26 protein-coding genes are annotated in these 25,348 nt (G+C 69.0%); 16 read left to right on the forward strand and 10 right to left on the reverse strand.

Annotated elements, in window-relative coordinates:
- Positions 1–30 precede the first annotated feature (30 nt).
- From LHU95_RS00980 to LHU95_RS00990, 3 genes are all read left to right on the forward strand, one after another.
- Positions 31–348: a hypothetical protein gene (locus LHU95_RS00980; protein ID WP_248709515.1), complete on the forward strand. Its 318-nt coding sequence runs from the start codon at positions 31–33 to the stop codon at positions 346–348.
- A 62-nt stretch (positions 349–410) separates the two neighbouring features.
- A complete protein-coding gene (locus LHU95_RS00985) occupies positions 411–1,187 on the forward strand; it encodes a response regulator transcription factor (RefSeq protein ID WP_248709516.1) in 777 nt (258 codons plus the stop codon).
- 4 nt (positions 1,188–1,191) lie between these two features.
- Entirely contained in the window at positions 1,192–2,502 is a 1,311-nt protein-coding gene (locus LHU95_RS00990; RefSeq protein WP_248709517.1) for a HAMP domain-containing sensor histidine kinase, read from the forward strand.
- A 198-nt stretch (positions 2,503–2,700) separates the two neighbouring features.
- Here the strand turns inward: LHU95_RS00990 and LHU95_RS00995 are convergent, their stop codons facing one another.
- From LHU95_RS00995 to LHU95_RS01030, 8 genes are all read right to left on the reverse strand, one after another.
- The gene (locus LHU95_RS00995; RefSeq protein ID WP_248709518.1) at positions 2,701–3,465 is read right to left on the reverse strand and encodes a short-chain dehydrogenase/reductase; all 765 of its coding nucleotides are present in this window, start codon (positions 3,463–3,465) and stop codon (positions 2,701–2,703) included.
- Between the two features lie 50 nt (positions 3,466–3,515).
- A complete protein-coding gene (locus LHU95_RS01000) occupies positions 3,516–4,139 on the reverse strand; it encodes an FMN-binding negative transcriptional regulator (protein WP_248709519.1) in 624 nt (207 codons plus the stop codon).
- A 70-nt stretch (positions 4,140–4,209) separates the two neighbouring features.
- Positions 4,210–5,445 (reverse strand): argininosuccinate synthase, encoded by a 1,236-nt coding sequence (locus LHU95_RS01005; RefSeq protein ID WP_248709520.1) that lies wholly within the window; start codon positions 5,443–5,445, stop codon positions 4,210–4,212.
- Between the two features lie 101 nt (positions 5,446–5,546).
- Entirely contained in the window at positions 5,547–8,018 is a 2,472-nt protein-coding gene (gene pheT, locus LHU95_RS01010) for a phenylalanine--tRNA ligase subunit beta (RefSeq protein WP_248709521.1), read from the reverse strand.
- Positions 8,018–9,094, reverse strand: a complete 1,077-nt coding sequence (gene pheS, locus LHU95_RS01015) for a phenylalanine--tRNA ligase subunit alpha (protein WP_248709522.1) — start codon at positions 9,092–9,094, stop codon at positions 8,018–8,020. Before pheS ends, pheT begins: the two co-directional genes overlap by 1 nt.
- 82 nt (positions 9,095–9,176) lie before the next feature.
- The gene (rplT, locus tag LHU95_RS01020) at positions 9,177–9,542 is read right to left on the reverse strand and encodes a 50S ribosomal protein L20 (protein WP_248709523.1); all 366 of its coding nucleotides are present in this window, start codon (positions 9,540–9,542) and stop codon (positions 9,177–9,179) included.
- 21 nt (positions 9,543–9,563) lie between these two features.
- The gene (gene rpmI / locus LHU95_RS01025; protein WP_248709524.1) at positions 9,564–9,770 is read right to left on the reverse strand and encodes a 50S ribosomal protein L35; all 207 of its coding nucleotides are present in this window, start codon (positions 9,768–9,770) and stop codon (positions 9,564–9,566) included.
- Between the two features lie 180 nt (positions 9,771–9,950).
- The gene (locus LHU95_RS01030) at positions 9,951–10,790 is read right to left on the reverse strand and encodes a hypothetical protein (RefSeq protein WP_248709525.1); all 840 of its coding nucleotides are present in this window, start codon (positions 10,788–10,790) and stop codon (positions 9,951–9,953) included.
- Between the two features lie 132 nt (positions 10,791–10,922).
- Here LHU95_RS01030 and dapF point away from each other — a divergent pair, with 132 nt between their 5' ends.
- The 4 genes from dapF (at position 10,923) to LHU95_RS01050 (ending at position 14,717) form a co-directional block, all read left to right on the forward strand.
- Positions 10,923–11,741 carry a diaminopimelate epimerase gene (gene dapF, locus LHU95_RS01035; protein WP_248709526.1) on the forward strand — a complete coding sequence of 273 codons (819 nt, stop codon included), beginning with the start codon at positions 10,923–10,925 and terminating at the stop codon, positions 11,739–11,741.
- Positions 11,742–11,826: 85 nt separating this feature from the next.
- Entirely contained in the window at positions 11,827–13,026 is a 1,200-nt protein-coding gene (locus LHU95_RS01040; protein ID WP_349292655.1) for a MiaB/RimO family radical SAM methylthiotransferase, read from the forward strand.
- Positions 13,027–13,265: 239 nt separating this feature from the next.
- Positions 13,266–14,216, forward strand: coding sequence for a signal recognition particle-docking protein FtsY (gene ftsY, locus LHU95_RS01045; protein ID WP_248711627.1), 951 nt, complete (start codon positions 13,266–13,268; stop codon positions 14,214–14,216).
- A 45-nt stretch (positions 14,217–14,261) separates the two neighbouring features.
- Positions 14,262–14,717, forward strand: a complete 456-nt coding sequence (locus LHU95_RS01050) for a MaoC family dehydratase (RefSeq protein WP_248709527.1) — start codon at positions 14,262–14,264, stop codon at positions 14,715–14,717.
- Between the two features lie 51 nt (positions 14,718–14,768).
- On the opposite strand, the gene LHU95_RS01055 is transcribed toward LHU95_RS01050, so the two are convergent.
- A complete protein-coding gene (locus LHU95_RS01055; protein ID WP_248709528.1) occupies positions 14,769–15,800 on the reverse strand; it encodes a hypothetical protein in 1,032 nt (343 codons plus the stop codon).
- Positions 15,801–15,922: 122 nt separating this feature from the next.
- Here LHU95_RS01055 and LHU95_RS01060 point away from each other — a divergent pair, with 122 nt between their 5' ends.
- The 4 genes from LHU95_RS01060 to LHU95_RS01075 all read left to right on the forward strand — a co-directional run bounded on the left by LHU95_RS01060 (position 15,923) and on the right by LHU95_RS01075 (position 20,337).
- Positions 15,923–16,888, forward strand: a complete 966-nt coding sequence (locus LHU95_RS01060) for a tripartite tricarboxylate transporter substrate binding protein (RefSeq protein WP_248709529.1) — start codon at positions 15,923–15,925, stop codon at positions 16,886–16,888.
- 48 nt (positions 16,889–16,936) lie between these two features.
- Positions 16,937–17,836 carry a polysaccharide deacetylase family protein gene (locus LHU95_RS01065; protein ID WP_248709530.1) on the forward strand — a complete coding sequence of 300 codons (900 nt, stop codon included), beginning with the start codon at positions 16,937–16,939 and terminating at the stop codon, positions 17,834–17,836.
- Between the two features lie 109 nt (positions 17,837–17,945).
- Positions 17,946–18,821, forward strand: coding sequence for a polysaccharide deacetylase family protein (locus LHU95_RS01070; protein WP_248711628.1), 876 nt, complete (start codon positions 17,946–17,948; stop codon positions 18,819–18,821).
- 349 nt (positions 18,822–19,170) lie between these two features.
- Positions 19,171–20,337 carry an alpha-hydroxy acid oxidase gene (locus tag LHU95_RS01075; RefSeq protein ID WP_248709531.1) on the forward strand — a complete coding sequence of 389 codons (1,167 nt, stop codon included), beginning with the start codon at positions 19,171–19,173 and terminating at the stop codon, positions 20,335–20,337.
- A gap of 142 nt (positions 20,338–20,479) precedes the next feature.
- Here LHU95_RS01075 and LHU95_RS01080 read toward each other — a convergent pair whose 3' ends face one another.
- Positions 20,480–21,034 (reverse strand): histidine phosphatase family protein, encoded by a 555-nt coding sequence (locus LHU95_RS01080; RefSeq protein WP_248709532.1) that lies wholly within the window; start codon positions 21,032–21,034, stop codon positions 20,480–20,482.
- Between the two features lie 124 nt (positions 21,035–21,158).
- Here LHU95_RS01080 and LHU95_RS01085 point away from each other — a divergent pair, with 124 nt between their 5' ends.
- From LHU95_RS01085 to LHU95_RS01105, 5 genes are all read left to right on the forward strand, one after another.
- Entirely contained in the window at positions 21,159–21,827 is a 669-nt protein-coding gene (locus tag LHU95_RS01085) for a Tim44/TimA family putative adaptor protein (RefSeq protein WP_248709533.1), read from the forward strand.
- 69 nt (positions 21,828–21,896) lie between these two features.
- Positions 21,897–22,658, forward strand: a complete 762-nt coding sequence (locus tag LHU95_RS01090; RefSeq protein ID WP_248709534.1) for a (Fe-S)-binding protein — start codon at positions 21,897–21,899, stop codon at positions 22,656–22,658.
- Positions 22,655–23,368 (forward strand): 2OG-Fe dioxygenase family protein, encoded by a 714-nt coding sequence (locus LHU95_RS01095; protein WP_248709535.1) that lies wholly within the window; start codon positions 22,655–22,657, stop codon positions 23,366–23,368. Before LHU95_RS01090 ends, LHU95_RS01095 begins: the two co-directional genes overlap by 4 nt.
- Before the next feature lie 514 nt (positions 23,369–23,882).
- Positions 23,883–24,371 carry a GAF domain-containing protein gene (locus LHU95_RS01100; protein ID WP_248709536.1) on the forward strand — a complete coding sequence of 163 codons (489 nt, stop codon included), beginning with the start codon at positions 23,883–23,885 and terminating at the stop codon, positions 24,369–24,371.
- The gene (locus LHU95_RS01105) at positions 24,368–25,342 is read left to right on the forward strand and encodes a tripartite tricarboxylate transporter substrate binding protein (protein ID WP_248709537.1); all 975 of its coding nucleotides are present in this window, start codon (positions 24,368–24,370) and stop codon (positions 25,340–25,342) included. The genes LHU95_RS01100 and LHU95_RS01105 overlap by 4 nt, the downstream gene beginning before the upstream one ends.
- Positions 25,343–25,348: the final 6 nt, after the last annotated feature.

A 25,348-nucleotide genomic window follows, 5' to 3' on the forward strand; every position in this document is an offset into this window, starting at 1 on the left:
TCCCCGCCGCGGTCGAGGGGTTGATTTCGCTTGAACCCGCGCCGCCTCGATGCCAATTGCTTCGGGATGATTGAAATTCGTCCATCCCGCCGCCGCAAGGCCATCGGCATAGGCTGCCTCTGCCTCGGGCCGGTGGGGCTGATCCTGCCCATCCTGCCGGGCTTCATCTTCGTCGGCCTCGGCACCTTCATCCTGCGGGACCAGTATGTCTGGGCCTATCGCGGCGTCAGCGTGATTGATCGCCGCTGGCCGCACCTGATCCCCGGCATCGAGGCGCGTGAGGAGCGGGCGATGGCCTGGAGCGACCGGCAGATCGACCGCATGCGCGGCTGGTTCCGCCGCGGCTGAGCGACATGTTTTGATACCAAAGCGCATGCGCTGGCCTGGCCCAGCCGCGCTATACCGGCCGCATGAACATCGCCATCCGACCGGGGCCCAACGACCCCGCAGACGCCGGGCCGCCGCAGCATATCGTCGTCGTCGAGGATGACCGCGAGATCGCTCAGCTCATCAGCAATTTCCTGGCGCAACGCGGCCTGATCGTCACGCGGGCTTCGAATGAGCGGCAGCTCCGGCGCGTGCTGCGCAGCCAGGGCATTGATCTCATCCTGCTCGATATCATGCTGCCCGATGTGGACGGCCTCACCATCTGCCAATCGCTGCGGGCGGCGCCCGAGACGGCGGCGATCCCGATCATCATCGTCTCCGCCCTCAGCAGCCAGGTGGAGCGGGTGCGCGGCCTCGATATCGGCGCGGATGATTACCTGGTGAAGCCCTTTGGCCCGGAGGAGCTGCTGGCGCGCATCCGTGCCGTGCTGCGGCGGCATTCCCTGCTCCAGGCGCATCACGTGGCGAGCCTGGATATCCTGGAGGCGGAAGGGATGCGCCTCGATCTGCGGCGCCACGCCCTGCATGCCGAGAATGGCGCCCGGCTGCCGCTTACCACCATGGAGCTGGCCTTGCTGACCATCTTCATGCAGCAGCCGCAGACCGTCCTCTCGCGCGACATGATCGCGCGCCGGCTGCATGGCCGCAATCTGGACCCGCTGGACCGCACCATTGACGTGGCGGTCAGCCGGCTGCGGCGAAAGATCGAGCCCGACCCGCTGGAGCCGACGGTGATCGAGACGGTGCGCAATGGCGGCTATGTCTTCACCCGCCCCGTGCGCAGCGTGACCGAGGCATAAGCCCTTGCGCGCCTTCCTCTTTGGCAGCACGGGCCGCCAGGTGGCCTGGGTGGTGGCGCTGGCCACCATCTCCTCCAACCTGATGGTGCTGGCGGTCTGGCTGATCCTCTCGCCGGGCAGCGTCATGCCGGGCTCGGTCCGTGCCATGGCGGCCGAGATCGTCGCGGTGGTGGAGTTGCTGGAGGCAGCGCCCGCGGCCGAACGCGGGAGCATGGCCGCCACGGCCGGCCGCCAGCTCTTTCAGATCACGCCGATCTCCGGCGCGGAGCCGCCTGCCCGGCTCGATGCCGTGGCCACCCGCGCCGTGACCGAGCGGCTGGCCGAGCGCGGGCTGCCCATGAGTGCTGCGGCCTTCGCGCCCAGCGGCAGCGCCCGGCAGGGGCTGGTGCTGACCCTGACCGCGCCGGACGGAGAGGGTTGGCAGGTGATGCTGAATGAGGCCCGGATGCGCCTCGTCATTCCCAGCCTGGTCCTGCCGCCCACCACCGCCATCCTTCTACTGGGGGTGCCGCTGCTGCTGGTGCTGCTCTGGGTGGCGTCCCGCGTGACGCGCCCGCTGGCCCATCTGGCCCGCGCCGCTGAATCGATCGCCGCCGCCTGGCACCATGCCGTGCTGCCGGAAATGGGCACCAGCGAGGTGCGGCGCCTGGCGCGCGCCATCAACGGGTTGCTGGCGCGGCTGCATGAGGATGTGGCGGAGCGCGCCCGCATCCTCGCTGGCGTCAGCCATGATCTGCGCACGCCGCTGACCCGGCTGCGCCTGCGGGTGGAAACCGTGGAGGATGCCGGCCAGCGCCAGCGCCTTGGCGCCGATCTCGGGCTGATGGAGCGCATCGTCGGCGCCTCGCTCTCCCTGCTGGAGGCGGATCTGCGGGAGGAGGAGCCGGAGGTGCTGGATGTGGCGGCCATGGCCAGCACCGTCTGCGATCAATTCGCCGATGCGGGGCATGACGTCACCTATGACGGCCCGCTGCACCTCGTGGTACGCGCCCAGCCCAATGCGCTGGAGCGGGCCCTGAGCAACCTGGTGGATAACGCCTGCAAGCATGCCGGCAGCGCCCGCATTCTGCTGCTGGAGGACCAGGACATGATGCGCCTGACGGTCGAGGATGACGGCCCCGGCATCGCGGAGGTGGAATTGCCGCATATCACCGAGGCGTTCCGGCGCAATCCCAGTGCGGCGGAAGGCTTCGGGCTTGGGCTGGCCATCGTGGCCAGTGTGGCGCGCGCGCATGGCGGGCAGCTTCGGCTGCGCAACCGGGTGGCCCAGGGGCTCTCGGCGGAGCTGCGCCTGCCCATCACCATGGGCGTGTAGCGCCTGGCCCATGGCGATGAAGCATGGTGACGACGGGGCTGCGTGCAGGCTGTACGCGGGCCACCGCCCTGCGCCCTGGCCGCTTGCCGCGATCCCCGCCATGTCGTGTCAATCGGGCGCTGGCGCTGCTGGCATCCGTGGTGCGGGCAGCATGCACAAGCTCGGGGGCCGGGCGAGGTGACCCGCGGTGACCGGGCCCTACCCCTTGAACTGCCCGGCGCCATCAATATCAATCACGGTGCCGTTCAGGTAACCGCCGCGTGGTGACGCGCCGAAGACGGCCATTTCCGCGATTTCCCGTGGCTCGATCGGGCGGTCGAAGGGCAGGCCCTTGATCATCTCCGGCCAGCGATTGGGATCGCCGAGGGCCTGTTCCGCGCGGAACCGCGCCTGGGTTTCCATGCGCTCCGTCCGGGTCACCGCCGGGTTGATGCCGAAGACGCGCACGCCATCCTTCTGCGCGTCAAACCCCACGGCCGAGGTGAAGGCGATGATCGCCGCATTCCCGGCCGTGCCGGCAATGTAACCGGGCTTCCAGGCCCGCCCCGCCATGCCAATGATGTTCACCACCACGCCGGATTTGCGCGCGCACATGCTGCCCATGAACAGCTGCGTCAGGTGGAAATAGCCAAAGACCTTGAGCTGCCAGGACTCCGCCCATTTCTCCATCGAGATATCGGCAATCCCGCCGGACGGAATGGCGCCCGCATTGTTCACCAGGATATCCGCATCGGGGGCGAAGGCGTGCAGCCGCGCGCGCTCCTCTGGTTTGGAGAGATCGGCCGTCACGGCCTCCACCCGCACCTGGTACTTGGCGCGCAGCTGCGCCGCTGCCGCATCAGGCGTGCGCGCGGCCAGCACGATGTCACACCCCTCGGCCGCGAAGGCTTCGGCGCAGGCATAGCCGATGCCCTTGGAGGCGCCCGTGATCACCACGCGCTTGCCGGCGAGTTCCATATCCATCGTCTGGTCCCTTGCTGGGCGCCTGGTTCACCACTTCGGTGGATCAGGCGCTAATTCCCATCCCGTGCCGCGCGCATCGCTTCCGCAAGGCCGGCATTATGCTGGTCGACATCCTCCAGCGCGCCATCGCGATCCGCCGCGGGGCGATTCTGCGAAAGCTTGCGCTTGCCGATGAGAGCTTCAATCGTCAGCACCACGCCGACAATCCCCTTGAGCTGCCCCGCAATGAATTCCGCCGGCGCATCGCCCACCTTCCAGCGCTCCGCGCGCGGCTTTTCGTGATGGTCGGTCAGCGTCGAGACGATCTCGTGCAGCCGGGCCGCATCCTCGATGATCTCGATCGGCCCCTCGGCATGCACAGCCTCGTAATTCCAGGTGGGCACCACGCGGTGGTGCTCCGCCTTGGAGGCGTAGCTGGAGGGCGAGATGTAGCCCTCCGGCCCGGGAAAGATGGCGATGGCCCGTGCGCCATCCCGCAGCGCCTTCCAATGCGGATTGGCGCGCGCCAGATGGCCGACAATGCGCACGCCATCGGTCAGCAGCGGCAGATGCGTGACATCGGGCAGGCCATTGGCGCCATTGCTGATCAGCAGCGGCAGACGCGATGTGCGCATGAGGCGCAGGAGCACCTCGGGGCGGTCTTCACGGAAGGCGGGCGGGGTGTAGAGCGACATGGGGGGAGCTTAGCTTGAGGGGCGCTGCCCCTCAAACTCCCCGGCAGGGACCCAGGTCCCTGCACCCAGATCAGAGGGCGCCACCTTTGCGGCCGGCCATGGCGCCGAGGCGCAGCCTAAGCGCGTTCAGCTTGATGAATCCCTGCGCGTCGAACTGGTCATAGGCGCCCTGGTCGTCCTCGAAGGTCACATGCTTCATCGAATACAGGCTGTGCGGCGATTGCCGGCCGGTGACGATGACATTGCCCTTGTAGAGCTTCATCCGCACCGTGCCCTCGACGCTGGCCTGGCTGGTATCAATCAGCGCCTGCAGCATCCGCCGCTCCGGGCTGAACCAGAAGCCGTTATAGATGCACTCGGCATAGCGGGGCATCAGGCTGTCCTTCAGATGGGCGGCCTCACGGTCGAGCGTGATGCTCTCGATCGCGCGATGCGCCTGCCAGAGGATGGTGCCCCCGGGAGTTTCGTAGCAGCCGCGGGACTTCATGCCGACAAAGCGGTTCTCCACCAGATCCAGCCGGCCGATGCCATTGGCCTTGCCCAGCGCGTTGAGCTTCGTGAGGATGGTGGCGGGGCTCATCGCCTCGCCATTGATCGCCACGGGGTCGCCATTCTTGAACTCGATGGTGATCTCGGTCGCCACATCGGGCGCGTCCATCGGGCTGAGGGTGCGCTGCCAGACCATCTCATCCGGCGCGTCCCAGGGCTCCTCCAGGATCTTCCCCTCGGAGCTGCTGTGCAGGAGGTTGGCGTCCACCGAGAAGGGAGATTCGCCGCGCTTGTCCTTGGCGATGGGGATCTGGTGCTGCTCGGCGAAGGCGATCAGCGCGGTGCGGCTGGTGAGGTCCCATTCGCGCCAGGGGGCGATGATCTTGATGTCCGGCTTCAGCGCGTAATAGCTGATTTCGAAGCGCACCTGGTCATTGCCCTTGCCCGTCGCGCCATGGGCCACGGCGTCGGCGCCGACCATCTCGGCGATCTCGATCTGGCGCTGGGAAATCAGCGGGCGGGCGATGGAGGTGCCGAGCAGGTATTGCCCCTCATACAGCGCATTGGCGCGGAACATCGGGAAGACGAAATCCGAGACGAAGGTCTCGCGCAGATCGTCAATGAAGATGTTCTCCGGCTTGATGCCCAGCAGCAGCGCCTTGTCCCGGGCCGGGCCCAGCTCCTCGCCCTGGCCGAGATCGGCCGTGAAGGTCACGACCTCGCAATTATAGGTGGTTTGCAGCCACTTCAGGATCACGCTGGTGTCGAGGCCGCCGGAATAGGCGAGCACGACTTTCTTGACATCCTTGACGCGCATGGGAAGCAACCTTCTCGCGGAATTTTTTGGCCCCGGGTGGATGCCAGCGGATGGCGGATTGGGCAAGGTGTGCGCAGGGCTGGTGTGCCTCGCGTTGCCCGCTACCCCCGCAGCGTCGCACCGGTCGCCTTGCCCACCGCCGCCACGATCTTGCCCGCCACGGCCTCGATCTCGGCATCGGTCAGCGTGCGTTCGCGCGGTTGCAGCGTCACCTGGATGGCCAGGCTCACCTTGCCCTCCGGCAGGCGTTCGCCGGCATAGCGGTCGAACAGCGTGACCTCGGTGATCAGCGCGCGCTCGGCGCCGCTGGCCGCGCGCAGCAGCTTTTCCGCCGGCATGCCGGCATCCACCAGGAAGGCGAAATCGCGCCGTACCGGCTGAAAGGCCGAAAGCTCCGGCGCTGATTTCTTGCGGCGCTTCGGCTCCGGGATGGCATCCAGGAACACCTCGAAGGCCACGCTGCCGGCTGGCAGGTCGAGCGCCGCGCAGAGCCGCGGGTGCAGTTGGCCGAACTGTGCCAGCACCGTCTTCGGCCCCTGGCGCAGCACGCCCGAGCGCCCGGGGTGGTAGTAGCCCGGCGCATCCTGGGTCACTTGCAGCGCCGCCATCGGCACGGCGAGCGCCTCCAGCACGGCCAGAGCATCCCCCTTGGCGTCCAGCGCCTCGACCGGCCGCGCGGGCGCGGCCCAATTCGCCGGCGTCATGCCCGCGCGCAGCCCGCAGGCCATGGCGAGCTGCCCGGCGGGCGAGGTGTCCCGATAGCCGCCGCCCAGCTCGCACAGCGCCACATCGGCGAAGCCGCGCGCCGCGTTCTGCGCGGCGGCCAAAGCGAGCGAGGCGATGGGTGTCGGCCGCATCTGATCCAGATCGGAGGCGATCGGGTTTTCCAGATGCAGCGCATCCGGCGTGTCGCCGAACAAGCCCGCCACACGCCGTTCGATGAAGCCGTAGGTCACCGCCTCCTGCATCCCGCGCGCCGCCATCACGCGCCGCGCCAGGACAGAGCGCACCTGCTTCGCATCCAGCGCCGGCACCGGCACGGGCGACGCAACCGGCAAGGAAACCGAGGGCACCGCATCCAGCCCGCCAAGCCGCAGCACTTCCTCGATCAGGTCGCATTCGGCTTCCACGGCGGCGCAGCCGGCTTCGGCGATGCGCGCGCGCTCGGGGGCCAGCGTCGGGTCCTGGTCCAGATGGATCGCGGCGGCGATGTCGTTCCGCCAGGGCGGCACTGCAACCGTCACGCGATGCGCATCGCGCGCCGTGACGCTGAAGCCCAGCCCTTCCAGCCGGGCCACGGCCAGGTCCGGCGCCACATCCAGCCCGCCCAAGCCGGCCAGGCGCTCGAAGCGCAGTGTCGCCTCGCGCCGCCAGGCTGGTTCGGTGCCGGCTTCGGTCACGGTGCTGGGCTCGCCGCCGCAAAGCTCCTGGATCATGGCCGTTGCGGCATCCAGTGCGGCCGGCAGCAGCGCCTGGTCCAGCCCGCGCTCATTGCGCGCGCGGGCGTCGGTGAAGATGTTGTGCCGCCGCCCACTGAGCGCGATGCGCACCGGATCGAACAGCGCGCATTCGATGAAGACCTCGGTCGTGCTCTCGTCGCAGCCCGAATGCTCGCCGCCGATGATGCCGCCCAGCGCCTCGGGGCCGGCGGCATCGGCGATGATGCCGTCCTCCTCGGTCAGGGCGTAGCTCTTGCCGTTCAGCGCCAGCATCTCCTCGCCGGGGCGGGCCATGCGCATGTGCAGGGTGGGGCCGCGCACCTTCGCCACGTCGAACACATGCAAGGGCCGGCCCAGGGCGAAGGTGAACCAGTTGGTCACATCCACCAGCGCCGAGATGGGGCGCAGGCCGATCGCCGTCAGGCGGTCCTGCAACCAGGCGGGGGAGGGGCCGTTCTTCACGCCGCGCACGGCGCGGCCGAGCACCCAGGTGCAGGCGCGCGGGTCCTCGATGCGCCAGGTGAGTGGTGTGTCATAGGCGGGCGTCACAGCGGGCGCCGACCAGGGCTTGAGCGTGCCCAGCCCGGCGGCGGCCAGGTCCCGCGCGATGCCGCGAATGGCCAGCGCGTCGCCGCGATTGGGCGTGACCTTGATCTCGATGATCGGGTCATCCAGGCCCGCATAATCCACGTAGCGCGCGCCGACCACGGCATCCTCCGGCAGGTCCATGATGCCGGAGTGATCCTCGCCCAGGCCCATTTCGCGGGCCGAGAGCATCATGGCCTCGCTCTTCACGCCGCGGATTTCGCCGGCCTTGAGCGTGATCCCGGTGCCGGGAATGAAGGCGCCGGGCAGGGCCGCGACACCCAGCATGCCGCTGCGCGCATTGGGCGCGCCGCAGACCACGGAACGCTCCACGCCATCGCCCACATCCACGCGCAGCATGCGCAGCCGGTCGGCATTGGGGTGCTGCACGGCCTCGATCACGCGGGCGATGCGGAAATGCGCCAGCGCCGCGGCGCGATCCTCGATGCCTTCGACCTCGATGCCGATGGCGGAGAGGGTGGTGCTGATCTCATCCAGCGGGGCGCTGGTTTCCAGGTGTTCACGCAGCCAGGACAGGGGGAATTTCATCACACGCCCTCATGCAGGCTGGCGGGGGAGAGCGGGTTGCTGCCGTAGTGGCTCAGCCAGCGCGTATCGCCCTCGAAGAAGGGGCGCAGATCGGCCATGCCGTGCTTCAGCATGGTGATGCGCTCGATGCCCATGCCGAAGGCGAAGCCCTGCCATTCGCGGGCATCCAGCCCGCAATTGGCCAGCACGCGGGGATGCACCATGCCGCTGCCCAGGATTTCCAGCCAATCCGTGCCGGCGCCGAGCTCGCCCGTCTTGCGGTTCCAGCCGATATCCACCTCCATCGAGGGCTCGGTGAAGGGGAAGTAGCTGCTGCGGAACCGCACCGGCAGCGTCGAGATGCCAAAGAAGCTGCGCAGGAAATCCGTGAGGCAGCCCTTGAGGTGCCCCAGCGTGATGCCGCGATCAATCACCAGCCCCTCCACCTGGTGGAACATCGGCGAGTGCGTGGCGTCATGGTCGGCGCGGTAGGTGCGGCCTGGTGCGATGACGCGGATCGGCGGGGCCTGGCCGATCATGGTGCGGATCTGCAGCGGGCTCGTTTGCGTGCGCAGCACGGTGCGGCGGCCCTCGATCAGGCCGGGCAGGTAGAAGGTATCCTGATCCTGCCGTGCGGGATGGTGGTCGGGAATATTCAGCGCGGCGAAATTGTACCAGTCGCCCTCGATATCCGGGCCTTCCACCACCTTGAAACCCATGGCGCCGAAGATGGCGGTCAGTTCCTCGATGGTGCGTGAAATCGGGTGGATGCCGCCGGTACCGCCTGGTGCAAAGGGGCGCGGCGGCAGCGTCATGTCCTGGGTTTCGGCGGCGAGCTTGGCGTCCAGCGCGGCGGCTTCCAGCACAGCTTTGCGGGCCTCGATCGCTGCCTCCAGCTGCAGCTTCAGCGCGTTGACCGCTGCACCGCGCTCCTTACGCTGCTCGGCCGGAATGGCGCCCAGCCCCTTGAGCAGCGCCGTCAGCGCGCCCGACTTGCCGAGCACGGCCACGCGCACGGCGTCCAGCGCGCGCAGATCGGTGGCGGCGGCGAGATCGGCCTCGGTGCTGGCGGCCAGGGCGAGAAGATCATCGGACATGCAGTGGTCCCTGTTCACAAGAAAAAGGGCCGCCAACGCTCTCGCGCCGCGGCCCCTCGAAACTTGACAACCCTTGGGCGAATTAGGCCGCCGGGGTGCGGGCTTCCTTGGCCTTCTCGACGATGGCCGCAAAGGCAGCCGGTTCGTCGAAGGCGAGGGCGGCGAGGACCTTGCGGTCCATCTCGATGCCCGCCGCCTTGATGCCGGCGATGAACTGGGAATAGGTCATCCCCTGCTCACGGCAGGCCGCGTTGATGCGCTGAATCCACAGGCCACGGAAATCGCGCTTCTTGTTGCGGCGGTCACGATAGGCGTATTGCAGCGCCTTCTCGACCCGCTGCAACGCTGCGCGATAGGTGGTGGAGCTGCGCCCCACATAGCCCTTCGCGAGGTCCAGGATCTTCTTGTGACGGGCATGGGCGGTAACGCCGCGCTTGACACGAGCCATATCTTCTCTCCTTCCCGCGCTTTACCGGGGCAACCCGTAGGGCAGCCAGTTCATCACCGTCTTGGCATCCTGCGGTTCCAGAACCTGCGAGCCGCGATTCTGCCGCTTGGCCTTCTGGCTGCGGGCGGAAAGGCAATGGCGCTTCTTGCCGGGGCCGGCCATGACCTTGCCGGTGGCCGTGATCTTGAAGCGCTTTTTGGCGCTTGAAGTCGTCTTCATCTTGGACATTCGGGCCCTCCTGTCGGTGGGTTGGGGCTGCCCCTGGCTATCGCACCATGCGACGGAGGCAAGCTTCCTCTCGCCGGGCTGTCCAACGGCCTCGGCAAGGGAGGCGGGTGTGTAGCGGGGCTCCCCGGCTGAGTCCAGGGGCCGTCCGCCCTTTTGCTTCCGCCGCCCGCCGCGGCCGGATCAAGGCGTTGGTGTCGCGTTGCGCTGGGGCTCACCGCGCTGGCCGGCAATGGGCGGCAACCCGGCCGGTGCCGCATCGGCCGCGGGGGTGGGGGTGATTGGCGCCGCCACGGCGGGCGGCGGCGGCGCTGGCTCCGGCGCGGGGGCCTGGACTGGTGCTGGGGCTGGTGCAGTTGCCGGGATCGGTGCGGGCGCCGGTGCCTGGGCCGGCGCCGCCAGGGGTTCGGCGGTCGGCATGGGTGGCAGCGGCGCCGTGGATGGTTCGGTCACGACGCTGGCGGCCGGGCCGGCGATGGGTGCCATGCCGCCCTCGGCGCGCGGCAGCGCTGGCCGGCGCTGACCGCTGCGCGCAGGCGGCTCGGCCTGGGTGGAAATATAGTCCGGCACCACCCGCGCCTGGTTGCCTGTGATGACCAGCACCGCCGTGCCGAGCGGAATCGGCACCTGGTCCCGCTGCGTGACGGAGATCAGCTCGCCATCATTCTTGCGGATGATGTATTCCACCGCGTCGGTATTGGCCGAAGCGCGCTCCGCCGCCGTGCCGACCAGGCTGCCGAGCAGCGCGCCGCCCACGGCGCCCAGGGCGGTGCTGACCGAATTGCCCGCCGCCGCCGCGCCACCGATGGCCCCGCCGGCCGCGCCACCCGCCGTGGCCCCGGTTTCGCCGCCCGCCGCGATGGCGACGCGGCGCGAGCCGACAATGGTGCCCTGCTGGACCGGATTGGCCTGCTGCACCGCGCGGGATGCGTATTCATTGGCCGAATAATTGCTGCCACAGGCGCCGAGGAGCGAGGCGCCGAGCAAGGCAGCGGCCAGGCGTGGGAAGGATGGATGGATCATGCGCCCAGCACATAGGCCCCCCCACCCCTTCGCGCCAAGTCTTTGCATCGCCCGCATGGTGAGCGAGAGGCGCAGACCGGCATCCAGGCTTTGGTGATTTCACCAAAGGCAATCCGACTCTATATGCAGGCGATGCAAGTTCCTTTCCTCAAGATGCATGGGCTGGGCAACGACTTCGTCGTGCTGGATGCGCGGCCCAAGCCGCTCACCCTGCCCGCCGAGACCATCCGCTGGGTGGGGGACCGGCATCGCGGCGTGGGCTTCGACCAGCTCATCACGCTGGAGCCCGCGAGCGACGCCGATGTCTTCTTTCGTTTCCACAATTCCGACGGGAGCGAGGCCGGGGCCTGCGGCAATGGCACGCGCTGCGTGGCATCACTCGTCCTGGCCGAGACGGGGCGCCAGAACATCTCCATTCGCACCATCGCCGGCCTGCTCGGCGCCGAGCGCCTGGCGGATGGCACCGTCCGCGTGGATATGGGCCCGCCACGCCTTGGCTGGCGGGATGTGCCGCTGGCGCGGGAGATGGACACGCTGCACGTCCCTATGCAGGCCGAGGGCGTGGGCGATGCCGCCTGCTGCTCCATGGGCAACCCGCATGCCAATTTCTTCGTGCCCGATCTGGCGGCGCTCGATATCCCCCGCATCGGCCCGCTGCTGGAGCATCACCCCCTCCTGCCGGACCGCGCCAATATCGGCTTCGTGCAGGTCCTGGCGCAGGACCACCTGAATCTGATCGTCTGGGAGCGTGGCGCCGGCTTTACCCTGGCTTGCGGCTCGGGCGCCTGCGCGGCCCTGGTGAATGCGCGGCGCCGCGGCCTGGTGCAGGCGCGCTGCACCGTCACCCTCCCGGGCGGCGATCTCGTCATCGAGCAGCGCGAGGATGGGCACGTGCTGATGAGTGGCCCGGTGGCGACGTCCTTTCGCGGAGTGCTTGACCTTGCCAGCTGATCGCTGGAGCGCCGAAGGGCGCGGAGGCGTGAATCAGCTGGTCAATCAAGCCGCTGATCGCTGGAGCGCCGAAGGGCGCGGAGGCGTGAATCAGCTGGCCAGCCAAGCCCAGGCCATCACCTTCGGCTGCCGCCTCAACATCGCCGAGAGCGAGACGATGCGCGGCCTCGCCGCCCGCGCCGGCTATGCCGATGCGCTCATCATCAACACCTGCGCGGTGACGGGCGAGGCTGAATCCCAGGCGCGGCAGGCCATCCGCCGCGCCGCGCGCGAAAACCCGGGCCGGCCCATCCTGGTGACGGGCTGCGCCGCGCAGATCGCGCCCGAGGCCTGGGCCGCGCTGCCCGGCGTCACGCGTGTCATCGGCAATGGCGTGAAGCTGGATCCCAGCGCCTGGGGGGCGCCCGTGGCGCCGATCCTGCGTGAGGCGCCGATGAGCATCGCTGCCGGTGGTGGCACGCGGGCCTTCCTGGCGGTGCAGCAGGGCTGTGACCATGGCTGCACCTTCTGCATCATCCCGCAGGGGCGTGGCCCGGCGCGCGCCCTGCCCATCGCCGAGGCGGTCATGGCGGCCCGGGCGCTCGCTGCCCACCATGCCGAAATCGTGCTGACGGGCGTGGACCTCGCCAGCCATCCGCAACTGGCGGCGCTGATCCGTGCCGTACTGCGCGAGGTGCCGGAATTGCCGCGCCTGCGCCTCTCCTCCCTCGATCCGGCCGCCTTGGATGACGCCTTCTGGCGCGTCTTCGCCGAGGAGGATCGGCTGATGCCGCATCTGCATCTCTCGGCCCAGCACGGGCATGACCTGATGCTCAAGCGGATGAAGCGCCGCCATTCCCGCGCCGATCTGCTGCAACTTGCCGCCCGCGCCCGCGCTTTACGTCCGGATGCGGCGCTGGGGGCGGATCTCATCGCCGGCTTCCCGACCGAAACGGAGGAGCATTTATGCGCGATGCTGGAACTGGTGGCGGAGGCGCGCTTCGCCTTCCTGCATGTGTTTCCCTATTCGGCGCGGGCAGGCACGCCCGCCGCCCGCATGCCGCAACTGCCCGTGGCGCTGCGGCGCGAGCGCGCGGCGCGGCTGCGCGCCGCTGGCGAGGCCGAACGGGGGCGATTCCTGGCCAGCCGCATCGGTCGCACGGAGGAAAGCCTGATGGAGGCGGATGGCATGGGCCACACGCAGCATTCCGCGCCCATCCGCGTGCCGGGTGCCGCGCGCGGCAGCCTGATCCGGGCGCGCGTCACGGGCAGCGATGGCCGCATTCTCATGGCGGAGGCCGCCTGATGGCGTTGCGCGATTTCTGGGGCAAGCTCACCGGCAAGGCATCCGGCAAGCCGGACAGCGAGACGGAGCTGCCGCGCGACAGCCAGGGGGACAGCCAGGCACTGGGCGATATTCCGCGGCCGCCCGTCGAATTGCCGCCGGCGGAGCCCGAGCCGGTACAGCCCCCCGCGCCGCCCGAAACCCCGCCGCCATCGCCTGAGCCCATCGGCGAGCCACCCCCGGCGGAGGCGCCGCCGCCCATCGAAGCGCCGCCACCCGCGGAAGCGCAGCTGGGCTTCTTCGGTCGCCTCAAGGCCGGGCTGGCCCGCTCCACCGCCAAGCTCACCGACGCCATCGGTGGTGTCTTCACCAAGCGCAAGCTGGATGACGCGGCGCTGGAGGAGCTGGAGGAAATGCTGATCGGCGCCGATCTCGGCGTCAGCGCATCCGGCCGCATCGTGGAGGCGTTCCGGCGCACGCGCTTCGGCCGCGAGGTGACGGATGCGGAGGTGAAGGCGGCCCTGGCCGAGGAGATCGCCGCCATCCTCGCCCCCGTGGCGCATCCCCTGGTCATCCGCCGCGACTATGCGCCGCATGTGGTGCTGGTGGTGGGTGTGAACGGCACGGGCAAGACCACCACCATCGCCAAGCTGGCCGAGCAATACCGCGCCGACGGCCTGAAGGTCTGGATGGTGGCGGGCGATACCTTCCGCGCCGCCGCCGTCGAGCAATTGCAGATCTGGGGCGAGCGGACGGGCGCCCATGTGGTGGTTCCCGCCAAGCCAGGCGCCGATGCGGCGGGGCTCGCCTTTGACGGGCTGCGTGATGCGCGCGCGGCGGGTGTGGATGTGCTGCTGGTGGATACCGCGGGGCGCCTGCACAACAAATCCGCGCTGATGGAGGAACTCCGCAAGGTGGTGCGCGTGCTGAAGCGCGATGATGCGGCGATCCCGCATTCCACCCTGCTCGTGCTCGACGCCACCACCGGGCAGAACGCGGTCAGCCAGGTGCGCGTTTTCAAGGACATGGTGGATGTGACGGGCCTGGTCGTCACCAAGCTCGATGGCTCGGCCAAGGGCGGTGTGGTGGTGGCGCTGGCGCAGGAATTCGGCCTGCCCGTTCATGCGGTGGGCGTGGGCGAGAAGGCGGCCGATCTGCGCCCCTTCGCCGCGCGGGATTTCGCCCGCGGCCTGGTGGGGCTGGACGACTAGCCCCCGCCTCCGCAAGCTGGCTCCAACAATCTGGAGGAAACGCGGATGCTCGAAATCGAAAACCCTGGCGACATGGCCCAATGGGTCGGCAAGAAGCTGGGCACCAGCGATTGGTACACGGTGGACCAGCGCACCATTGATCTCTTCGCCGAAGCCACCGGGGACCATCAATGGATCCATATTGACGCCGAGCGCGCGGCGCGGGAATTGCCGGGCGGCAGGACCATCGCCCATGGTTTCCTGACGCTCTCGCTGCTGCCGCGCTTGTCGCCGCTGGTCTATCGCATCAAGAACCGTTCGCGCGCGCTGAACTACGGCAGCAACAAGGTCCGCTTCACCGCGATGGTGCCCTCAGGCTCGCGTGTGCGGCTGCATATGACGCTGAAGGCCTGCGAGCCGATCCAGGGCGGCGTGCGCCTGACGGTGGAGAACGAGATGGAAGTGGAGGGCAACCCGCGCCCCTGCCTCGTCGCCGAGACGCTCAGCCAGGTTTACGATTAGGCCGCATCCCGGGCCCGGGGCGGACAGGGCCGTTTGACGCGGCGAGGGTGCTCAGCGCACCCCCTGCGTGAAGCTGGAGGAGTTGCTGGAGAAACCGGAGCCGCTCCCGCCCGGCAGCGGCACCGGGCGGGTGCTTCCCCCGGCGATGGGCGGCAGGGAGCTGGGGGCCCCTGGCAGCGGCGTCGGGCTTGGCACCACCGTCCCGAAGCTGGCCGGCGGAGCACTGAGCGGAATATAGGCCGGCTGGACGGGCTGCGCCTGGATCGGCGGCAGGGGCTGGGCCTGCACCATTGGCAGGCTGCTGGCCGGCGGCAAGGCCATGGGCTGCGCTGCGGGTTGAACCGCAGGCTGGCTTTGCAGCAGCGGCAGCGAGCCGACGGGCGGCAGCGGCTCCCGCGTCAAAACGGGCTGCGCTGCCGCGGCCGGGGCCACATAGGGCGCGGCCGTCGCGATGGCGGCCGGGCGGGTTTCGGGCGTCGTCACGGCATCAAGCCGTGGCAGCGCAACCAGGGGCGAGTTGTCGGGCGGGGGCAGGCGCGGGCCGGTCAAGGGCGCCACACTCAGCATCGTGCCCGCCGGCGGCGCGAAGAGCGGCGTGGTAGCAACGGGCGGCAGGACCGGTTGGATATTAGCCGTACCCGGGCTCCATGGCGGGGCCACGATCGGGGCGGCCAGCGGCGGCAGTACGGCGCCATAGGCGAGGGGCGGGCCATTGCTCGTGATCTCGGGAGCGGGGGCTGGTGCCCCGCGGCGGCCCCGGCCCTGGCCCCGCACCGGGCTGGGCGCGGGCGGTGGGGCGCTGGCCACGACCGGCGGCGGCGGGAGCACATTGGCCGGCCCGATACAGCGGAATTCCAGCCGATAGCTGCTGGAGCCGACCTGGCTGTTGGTCATGACGAAAAGCCGCCCATGCTCGCCGCAGAAGCTCTGGGCCTGCGCCAGGCCGCTTTCCACGGCCCGCGTCCCGCTGAGGCCCTGCACATCCAGCACGAAGCCATCGCCGCCGGTGGCGTTGATCCCGGGATTCGTGTTGGCGCAGGCGGCCAGGGTCGCCGCGAGCAAGCTCAGGTGAAGGGGCCGCATCATCGCTCTCATCTCACGCCATTCCCCACTGTCTTAACCCGGCTGCGCTGTCTTCGCCATGCGTCGCGATTTCAGCAGGGCGTGATTGGTGCTATCAGAACCCCATGGAGAGGAACAAGAACATGCATCGTCGCCCTTTTCTAGCGGCCCCCTTGCTGGCCATCCCCATGCTGGCCCGCGCGCAGGAGGCCTGGCCCACGCGCCCGGTCAACCTGATCGTCCCCTGGGCGCCGGCCGGCTCCAATGACGTGACCGCCCGGCTTTTCGCGCCGCAGTTGGAGGCGCGGCTGGGCCAGCCCTTCCTGGTGGAGAACCGCCCGGGCGGCGGCGGCACGGTGGGCATGGGGGTGGCGATGCGGGCGCGGCCGGATGGCCATACGCTGCTCGCCTCCTCCGCCTCCAACCATGTGTTCCATCCGCTGATCTCGGGCGAGCTGACTTACGACGTGCGGGAGGTGTTCCACGGGATGGCGATGTGGACCGATGTGCCCAATGTCATCGCGGTGAACCCTGCCATGCCGGTGCGCAACGTGCAGGAACTCATCGCCTTCATTCGCGCGCAGCGCGGGGGCGTGAGCTTCGGCTCCTCGGGCGTCGGCACCTCAAACCATCTGGCCGGGGAGCTGTTCCGCATGCGGACGGGCCTCGACATGACGCATGTTCCCTATCGTGGCGGCGGGCCGGTGCTGACGGATCTGCTGGCCGGCACCATCCAGCTCGGCTTCATGAACCTGCCCACCGTGATCCCGCCGGCCGAGGCCGGGCGCATCCGCATCATCGCGGTCTGCACGGCGGAGCGCGTGGCGGTGCGCCCTGATCTGCCCACCGTCGCCGAGAGCGGCGTGCCGGATTACGCGGTGCGCTCCTGGATGGGGCTGTTCGCGCCGCGCGGCACGCCGGCATCCATCGTGAACCGCATGTCCAGCGTCTCGAAGGAAGTGCTGGAAATGCCCCAGATGCAGGCCCGCCTGCGTGACCTGGGCAGCGAAGCCATCTGGATGGATGCGGCCACGACCGACCGCTTCGTGCGCGAGGAATATGCACGCTGGGCGCCGATCGTGCGGGCGGCCGGGGTGAAGATCGAATAGCGCCACGGCCAGTAGCGCGAGCCGGGGCGGCATGGCAGCCTGAGGGCCATGAAGCTCCCTGCCCATCACCGCTACGCCCATAGCGCCATCCCCTCCCGCCCGGTCTATGACTGGCCTGGCGGCAAGCGTCTGGCGCTGCTCGTCGTCAACAACATCGAGCATTTCGCCTATCGCGCCGGCCTCGGCTCCGACAGCACGAGCCCGGCGCCGATCCAGAACCAGCGCAGCTATGCCTGGCGCGATTACGGCAATCGCGTCGGCCTCTGGAACATGCTGGACATGCTCGATGAGCTGGGCATCCCCTCGGCGCACAACATCAACTCCGCCGCGCTGGATGCCTGCCCCGAGATCGCGCCCGCGCTGCTGGCGCGCGGTGATGAATTCATCGGCCATGGGCGCAGCAATTCGGAGCGCCAGGATATCCTCTGGGAGGAGGATGAGCGGCGCCTGATCGAGGAAAGCCGCGATGTCCTGGCCCGCCATGCCGGCACGCCGCCGAAGGGCTGGCTTGGCCCCTATGTCGCGCAAAGTGCCGTGACGCTCGACCTGTTGAAGGAATCGGGCTTCACCTATGTCATGGATTGGCCGGCGGATGACCAGCCCTTCTGGATGAGCACGCGCGCCGGAAAGATCCTCTCCGTGCCCTATTCGGTCGAGTTGAATGACAGCCCGGCGCTGATCGCGCGGCAGCACAGTGCGCGTGAATTCGCCGAGATGCTGACCGATCAATTCGATGAGTTGCTGCGCCAGTCGGAGAAGCGACCCCTGGTGTGCAGCGTGGTGCTGCATCCCTTCATCCTGGGCCAGCCGCATCGGTTGCGGCCGCTGCGCCAGGCGCTGCGTCACATCATGGCCCATCAGGACCAACTCTGGCTCGCGCGGCCCGGCGAATTGGCCGAATTTGTCACCGGACTGCCCGCGGGCATCATCCCCGGCTCGGAGGCGTGAGCGCCGCCGATTCACATTTCCGCGAAACTGGCCCGCCACGATCGGGGGCACTTTGGCGCGCCACCGATTCACGCCTCCGGGCATATGCCCTGCGGCGATCGGGGGCGTGATGCGCGACCTTGAGGGCTATGGCCGCAACCCGCCCGATCCGCGTTGGCCAAATGGCGCCAGGCTCGCGCTGAACTTCGTGATCAACCATGAGGAAGGCGGCGAGGAGAGCATCCCCGATGGCGATCCGCGCAGCGAAAACGCCCTGACCGAGGGCAGCACCGCACCGGTGAAGGGCCGTGACCTCGCGGCTGAAAGCATGTTCCAGTATGGCAGCCGCGTCGGTTTCTGGCGCCTGCATCGCCTGTTCACCGAGCGCGCCCTGCCCTGCACCGTCTTCGCCGTGGCCCGCGCGCTGGAGCGCACGCCCCAATGCGTCGCCGCCATCCGCGAGGCGGGCTGGGATGTCGCCGGGCACGGCCTGCGCTGGGAAATGCATATCGGCCTGGAGGAGGCCGCGGAGCGGCAGCGGATCGCCGAGGCCACCGCCATCATCACGCGCGAGATCGGGGCACCGCCGCTCGGCTGGTACACCCGCTATGCGCCCAGCGAGAACACCCGTCGCCTCCTGGCCGAGGCGGGCTACCTTTACGACAGCGACGCCTATGATGATGAATTGCCCTATTGGCGCAGCGTGGCGGGCCGGCCGCATCTGGTCCTGCCCTACAACCTTGCGCACAATGACGTCCGCTTTCAGCGGGCGGCGCTGACGACCGGGGCCGAGTTCTTCCGCTACATCAAGGGCGCCGTCCAGCTGATGCTGAGCGAGCCGGGTGGGCGCATGCTCAGCGTCGGCCTGCACAACCGCATCATGGGCCATCCCGGGCGCGCGGCTGGGCTGGCGAGGCTGCTGGACTGGGTCGCCACCCAGCCGGAGGTCTGGGTGTGCCGGCGGGGCGATATCGCGCGGCACTGGGTAGCGCATCATTCACCCTGAAGCCGTTTCACCGGAAGCGAAGACGGTGAAACGCCTCCAGTCCTTTGCTCCACGCATGTTCCGCGTCGCCGCGCGACGATGCACCGCTTGAACATGCGCGAGCTGCCGCGCCCAGCCGAACGGCCTTGCCTGATCCGGCCAGGAGCTGCGGGGCCGCGTGCGGCGAGATTTGCCTTTGCGAGGCGAAATCGGCCGGCCGGCGCTCAGTGACGCGCCCGCGCGGCAAGGCGTTTGAGGCAGGCCCGTCGCACGCCGAACCGCCGGACCATGCCGCCGGCAACCCCAAGGCGGCGGCCCGGCGCATGGGGGTGGCTGGCGCAATGCCCCTGAACCGGTACAAATTTGCGGGATGAGCATTCGCATCGCCCAGCGCGCCCTTTGCCTTGATGATTTCGAGGTCATGTCCCGCCGCCATCTGCCGCGGCCGGTCTTCGGCTATGTCGCCGGCGCCACCGAGCGCAACGCGGCACTGGCCGACAGCGCGCGGGCCTTCACCGAATACGGCTTCGTGCCCCGCGTGCTGCGCGATGTCTCGCGGCGCAGCACCAAGGCCACCATCTTCAACCGGGAATGGGCCGCCCCCTTTGGCATCGCGCCCATGGGGCTTTCGGCGCTGGCGGCCTATCGCGGCGATATCGTGCTGACCGAGGCGGCGCGCGCCGCCAATGTGCCGATGATCCTCTCCGGCTCCTCGCTGATCCGCATGGAGGAGGTGATCGCCGCCAACCCCGATACCTGGTTCCAGGCCTATCTGCCGGGCGATGCGACGCGGGTTGAAGCCCTGGTGGACCGCGTGGCGACGGCCGGCTTCGGCACGCTGCTGCTGACGGTGGATACCGCCGTGCTGCCCAATCGCGAGAACAATGTGCGCAACGGGTTTTCCACGCCGCTGCGCCCTTCGCTGCGCCTGGCCCTGGACGGCGTCACCCATCCCGGTTGGTCGCTGAACACCTTCCTGAAGACCTGGCGCCTGCATGGCATGCCGCATTTCGAGAACAGCTTCGCCGAGCGGGGTGCCCCCATCCTCGCCAGCAATGTGCTGCGCGACTTCACCGCGCGGGACCATCTGAACTGGGAGCATCTGGCGCTGATCCGCCGCCGCTGGCCGGGCTGGCTGATCGTGAAGGGCGTGATGCACCCCGAGGACGCGGCCCGCGCCGCGAGCGAGGGGGCGGATGGCATCATCGTCAGCAATCACGGCGGGCGGCAGCTGGACGGCACCGCCTCTCCCCTGCGGGTCCTGCCCGACATCGCCGCCGCCTCCCAGGGCATGGCGGTGATGCTGGATGGCGGCATCCGGCGCGGGACGGATGTGATGAAGGCGCTGGCGCTGGGCGCGCATTTCGTCTTTGTCGGCCGGCCCATGCTGCATGCGGCGGCGGTGGCGGGGCAGCCGGGCGTGGACCGCGCCATCGCGCTGCTGCTGGGCGAGCTGGAACGCAACATGGCCTTGCTGGGGGTCAACTCGCTGGCGGAATTGACGCCCGAATGCCTGATCCGCTTGAGCGCGGGCTAAGAGCGGGGGATCACCGTCAGCGTGAAGTGACCCTCGGCGCGTTTAGCGCGGGCGTGGCAAGCCGGCGCGAACGGCCCGGCTTCCGGTATCCTGCCTGGACCAGGCGCGGTGGGTTTTCCCGGTGAATTCCCGCCTGGCTGGCTCAATGCTTCCAGATCACGTTTTCCGGGTGCCCGGCCGTCGGGTCGGCTTCGATCATGTCGCCATTCATCACCGATTGCCCGGTGAAGGCGAGAATGAAGCCCCAATGCGAGACGACCAGCGTATGGGCCCAATCCGCCAGTGCGGCCATTTCGGCGCGGAACAGCCGTGCCCGTGCCTCCACCTGCTCGGCGGGTTCCTCGATGGCGGGCCACCAGATTTCCTCGATCGCGTGAAAGCCCACCTCGGGCCAGGCTGCGCGCAGGTGACTGACGGGCGATCCCACGTCGCAGCTGAAGGCATAGCGCTCGCGCACGGTGGGCGTCACGCTGAGCGGGAGGCCAAGCGCCCGGGCCACCGGGGCCGCCGTCTCCAGGGCGCGGGTATAGGGCGAGACGATGATCCGGCGGATGTCCCGCCTGGCCAATGCCACCGCGGCGTTGGCCGCCTGCTCATGGCCGAGGGGCGTCAATTTGGGGTCGATGATGCCTGGATCACGGCGGGTCGCTGTGAAATGCAGGTTGAATTCACTTTGTCCGTGGCGCAGGAAGATCATGCATTCGTGGGTAGCGGGAGGCTCGCCCTGCCGCAAGCGCGGCCCTTGTTTCAGGAGATTCCGTGACAGGGGCGTTGCGGCTGGTCCATCCCGTGACTAAGTAAGAGGGCTACTGGAGGTCCCAATGCAGGGCGGTTTCCCGATTGATCTGATTCTCTTTGCCATGGTCGCGGCCTTTCTGGTGCTGCGCCTGCGGAGCGTTCTCGGCAAGCGCCAGGGCTATGAGCGCCCGCCGCAGACGCCCGGGATGCCCGAAGCGCGCGCCGCCCGGGTCGAGGGCGTGGCCGAGGATGTGGCACCTGCCCGCGGCGCCGGCTCCCGCCGCAACCTGCCCGCGCCGCAAAGCCCTGTGGGCCAGGTGCTCACGCAGATCGCCGCGCTGGACCGCAGCTTTGAGCCCAATGCTTTCCTGGATGGCGCCGAAGGCGCTTTCCGCATGATCGTGGCCGCCTTCGCCCAGGGTGACCGCCAGACCCTGCGCGCCCTGCTCTCGGACGAGACCTATTCCGGCTTCGAGCAGGCGGTCGCTGGCCGCGAAACGGCCGGTGAGAGCCAGCGCACCGAAATCCGCTCGATGCACGATATCGGGCTGGAGGGTGCGGAGCTGCGCGATACCGTGGCCGATGTGACGGTGCGCTTCGTCTCCGATCAGGTGAACATGACGACGGGCCGCGGTGGCGAGATCGTCGCGGGCTCGGACGCCATCACCGAGGTGATTGATATCTGGACCTTCCAGCGGGACCTCACGGCCAAGGACCCGACCTGGAAGCTGACCGCGACGCGCAGCGGCTGAGCCGGCCGCATGGCTGATACGCGCGTGGGGAAATTTCCCGCGGGCGCGAAACGCCGCTAGCCTCACGCCATGGCCAAACCCCGTATCGCCCTTTTCGTGACCTGCCTCGTGGATCTCTACCGGCCTTCGGTGGGCTTCTCCGCGATCAAGCTGCTGGAGGATGCCGGCTGCGAGGTGGTGGTTCCGCTCAGCCAGACCTGCTGCGGCCAGCCTGCTTTCAATTCCGGCGACCGCGCCAGCGCGCAGGACATCGCCCGCCAGGTGATCGAGGCCTTCCTGCCCTATGACTATGTCGTGGCGCCCTCCGGCTCCTGCGCGGGCATGATCGCCCACCACTACCCGAGCCTCTTTGCCGAGAGCGACCCCGAGGCGCGCGGCCGGGCCGAGGCGCTGGCCGCCAAGACGCATGAGCTGGTTTCCTTCCTGACCGATGTGCTCAAGCTCTCCCGCGTCGAAGCCAGCTATGACGGCACCATCACCTATCATGATTCCTGTGCCGGCCTGCGCGAACTGGGCATCAAGGCCCAGCCGCGCCGCCTGCTGGAAACGGTGCAGGGCCTGGCCATCCAGGAACTGGCCGAGCCCGAGATCTGCTGCGGCTTCGGCGGCACCTTCTGCGTGAAATACCCCGAGATCTCCACCCGCATGGTGAGTGACAAGGTGCGCGACATCACGGCAACCGGCGCCGATACGCTGCTGGCCGGTGATCTCGGCTGCCTGTTGAACATGGCCGGCCGGCTGAAGCGGGAAGGCAGCGGGATTCGCGTCCGCCACGTGGCCGAGGTTCTGGCCGGCATGACCGAGGCCGCGCCGATCGGCGATGCATCATGAGTGCCCTGGCCGAAGTCGTCGCGCAGGGCTTTGCGCGCCTGCCTTCTGACGCGACCCGGGCGCTGCTCGGCGCATCCGGGCAGGCGCTGAATGATTTCGCGTCCAGCTGGCAGCGCCTGGAGATGGATGGCTTCATGGCTGATGGCGGCCGCTACCGCCGGCGGCGGCTGGCCAATTTCCTCGCCCTGCCCGGCCGCCCTGGCCATGACCGCGGGCTGCACCGACCGCATTTCCAGGCCTCGGTTCACAACAAGCTCAATGGCGGAGTGGATCGCTGGTTCGCGCCCGTCGAGGACGCTGTGGCGCGCAACCCGGTCTGTGGCGGCCTGCTCGCGCTGGGCCGGGGCGTGGCCGATGCGCTGCACCCGGATACGCCCTGGTTCGTCGAGATGCACCAGTTCCGCGTCGAGGCCGCCCCCGGCACGCCGGGCCTGCCGACGCCCGAGGGCGTGCATCATGACGGCGTGGATGTCGTGCTCATCGCCATGCTGGCACGCACCAACCTTCAGGGCGGCGAGACGCTGGTCACGGATGATGCCGGGATGGAGCGCGCGCGCTTCACGCTGGATGGCATGCTGGACCTTGCCATCCTCGACGATCATCGGGTGATGCATGGCGTGACACCCGTCGAGCCCGCCAATGCGGCCCTGCCGTCGAGCCGGGATGTGCTGGTGCTGACCTGGAAGCGCCTCGGGCGGGGTGCCGGCTGAATTATTTTTCGCCGGCGCCCGGACCTCATGCCGCGGGTGTTGCCGCTCTTCTCGGCGGCGGCGGTCCAGCAGGCGACCATCCCGATTGATGCCAGGCTTGCGGTTGCGCGGGATCGTTGCGGGAACCGGAAGAAAATGCATGACTTCAAGGGGATATCCCAGCGGCGCGGCTTTCCGAGTGCCCCAGTCGCGATTGCTCCGACTTCATCATTCTCCCATCCGCCGGCAGGAAGTCAGGCCGCAACATCCCGCCGTCGTCATGCTGCCCGAGAGGGTTTCCGCAGGCGGCATGCGGTGGAGGCTAATTCCCGGCAAGCCGAAGCCAGACTGGCCCGCTCGGGCCTCGGGCCGGTTGGAGTGATCCAACCGGCCCGCTTCTTTTCCCGATCGCCACCGACGCACCCGGCCGTTTCCTTTTCCCCAGGCCCGGCCCATGCTGCCCTCGAAGATAGTGCGGCCCCGCGAGGCCAGCGCCGCAGAGGGAGCCGAGCATGCAGCCCATCCGGTCAAGGCCATGACCCTGGACGACCTGGCCCGCGCCCTCGCCTCGCCCGGGCAGCCGGAGGTGGGGCTGGCCGCGATGGATGCCGCACTGGCCAGCATGGTCGGCCATCGCCTGTTTACGGTGCTGGTGCTGGATGAGGCGCGCGGGCTGAACCGCCGCTTCCATTCCAGCCGGCCGGTGGAATACCCGGTCGGCGGCTACAAGCCCGTGCAGCGCGGCAGCGAGTATTACCGCCGCGTGGTCCTGGCCGGTGAGCCGCGCTTCTGCCGCGACCGGGCCGACATCATCCAGGCCTTCCCGGATCATGAGTTGATCCTCTCCCTGGGCTGCGAATCCTGCGTGAACATGCCGATCCGATGGAACGGCCATACGCTGGGCGCGCTGAACCTGCTGCATGCGGCGGGCCATTACACCGACGCGCAGCTCCCGCTGCTGCGGGTCTTCGCGGCACTCGCCGTGGCGCCGCTGCAATGGATCCTGGAAGGGACGGACGCATGATCACCCGCCGCGCCGCGTTGGCGCTGTCCGCCAGCCTGGTCCTCCCTGGCCCGCTTCGGGCCCCGCCCCGGGCCCAGGAGGTCGGGCCGCTGCGCGTCATCATTCCGCAACCGCCGGGTGGCGCCACGGATATCCTGGCGCGCCTCCTGCAGGAGCCGTTGGGGCGCGAATTGGGGCGCCCCGTGGTGATCGAGAACCGGCCTGGCGCCAATGGCATCGTCGCCATCAATGCGCTGCGCCAGTCGCGCGCGGATGGCTCGGCCGTGCTGCTGGGTGGCGTGTCCATCTTCGCCTTCAACCCGGTGCTCTATCCCAGCCTGCCCTATGATCCCTGGCGGGACTTCTCCTGGATCGCGCCCATCGCCGATACGCCCTTTGTCATCGTGGCCGGCCGCCGCAGCGGGATCACCAGCATGGCGCAGCTGGTGGAGCGCGCCCGGGCGCAGCCGGAGCGCATCACCTTCGGCAGCGCGGGCATCGGCAACTCCACCCATCTGGCGATGGAGATGGTGGCGGACCGCGCCGGCATCCGCATGACGCATGTGCCCTTCGCCGGCTCCGCCCCGGCGCTGACCAGCGTGATCGCGGGGGATACGGACAGCATGCTCAACCCGCTGGGCAGCACGATTCCAGCCATCCAGTCCGGCCAGGTCCTCGCCTTGGCGACGCTGGGCGCCGAACGCTCGCCCGCCTTGCCGCGAGTGCCGACGCTGCGGGAAACCGGCCTCGCCGATGTCACCATGCCTGGCTGGTATGCCTTTGTCGGCCCGGCCGGCATGGCCACCCCGATGATCGAGCGGATCAACGCCGCGACGCGCGCGGTGGTGGACAGCCCCACCATCACCCAGCGCCTGCGTGATGTGGTGCTGGAGCCGATTTCCGGCACGGCGCAATCCATCCAGGACCGCGCGCGGGCCGAGAGCACGGAGATGGCGGCCTTCATCCGCCGGCGGGGGATCCGCGTGGAATAGGGCTAC

The organism is Sediminicoccus sp. KRV36 (assembly GCF_023243115.1).
In the GTDB taxonomy this organism is placed as follows: Bacteria; Pseudomonadota; Alphaproteobacteria; order Acetobacterales; family Acetobacteraceae; genus Roseococcus.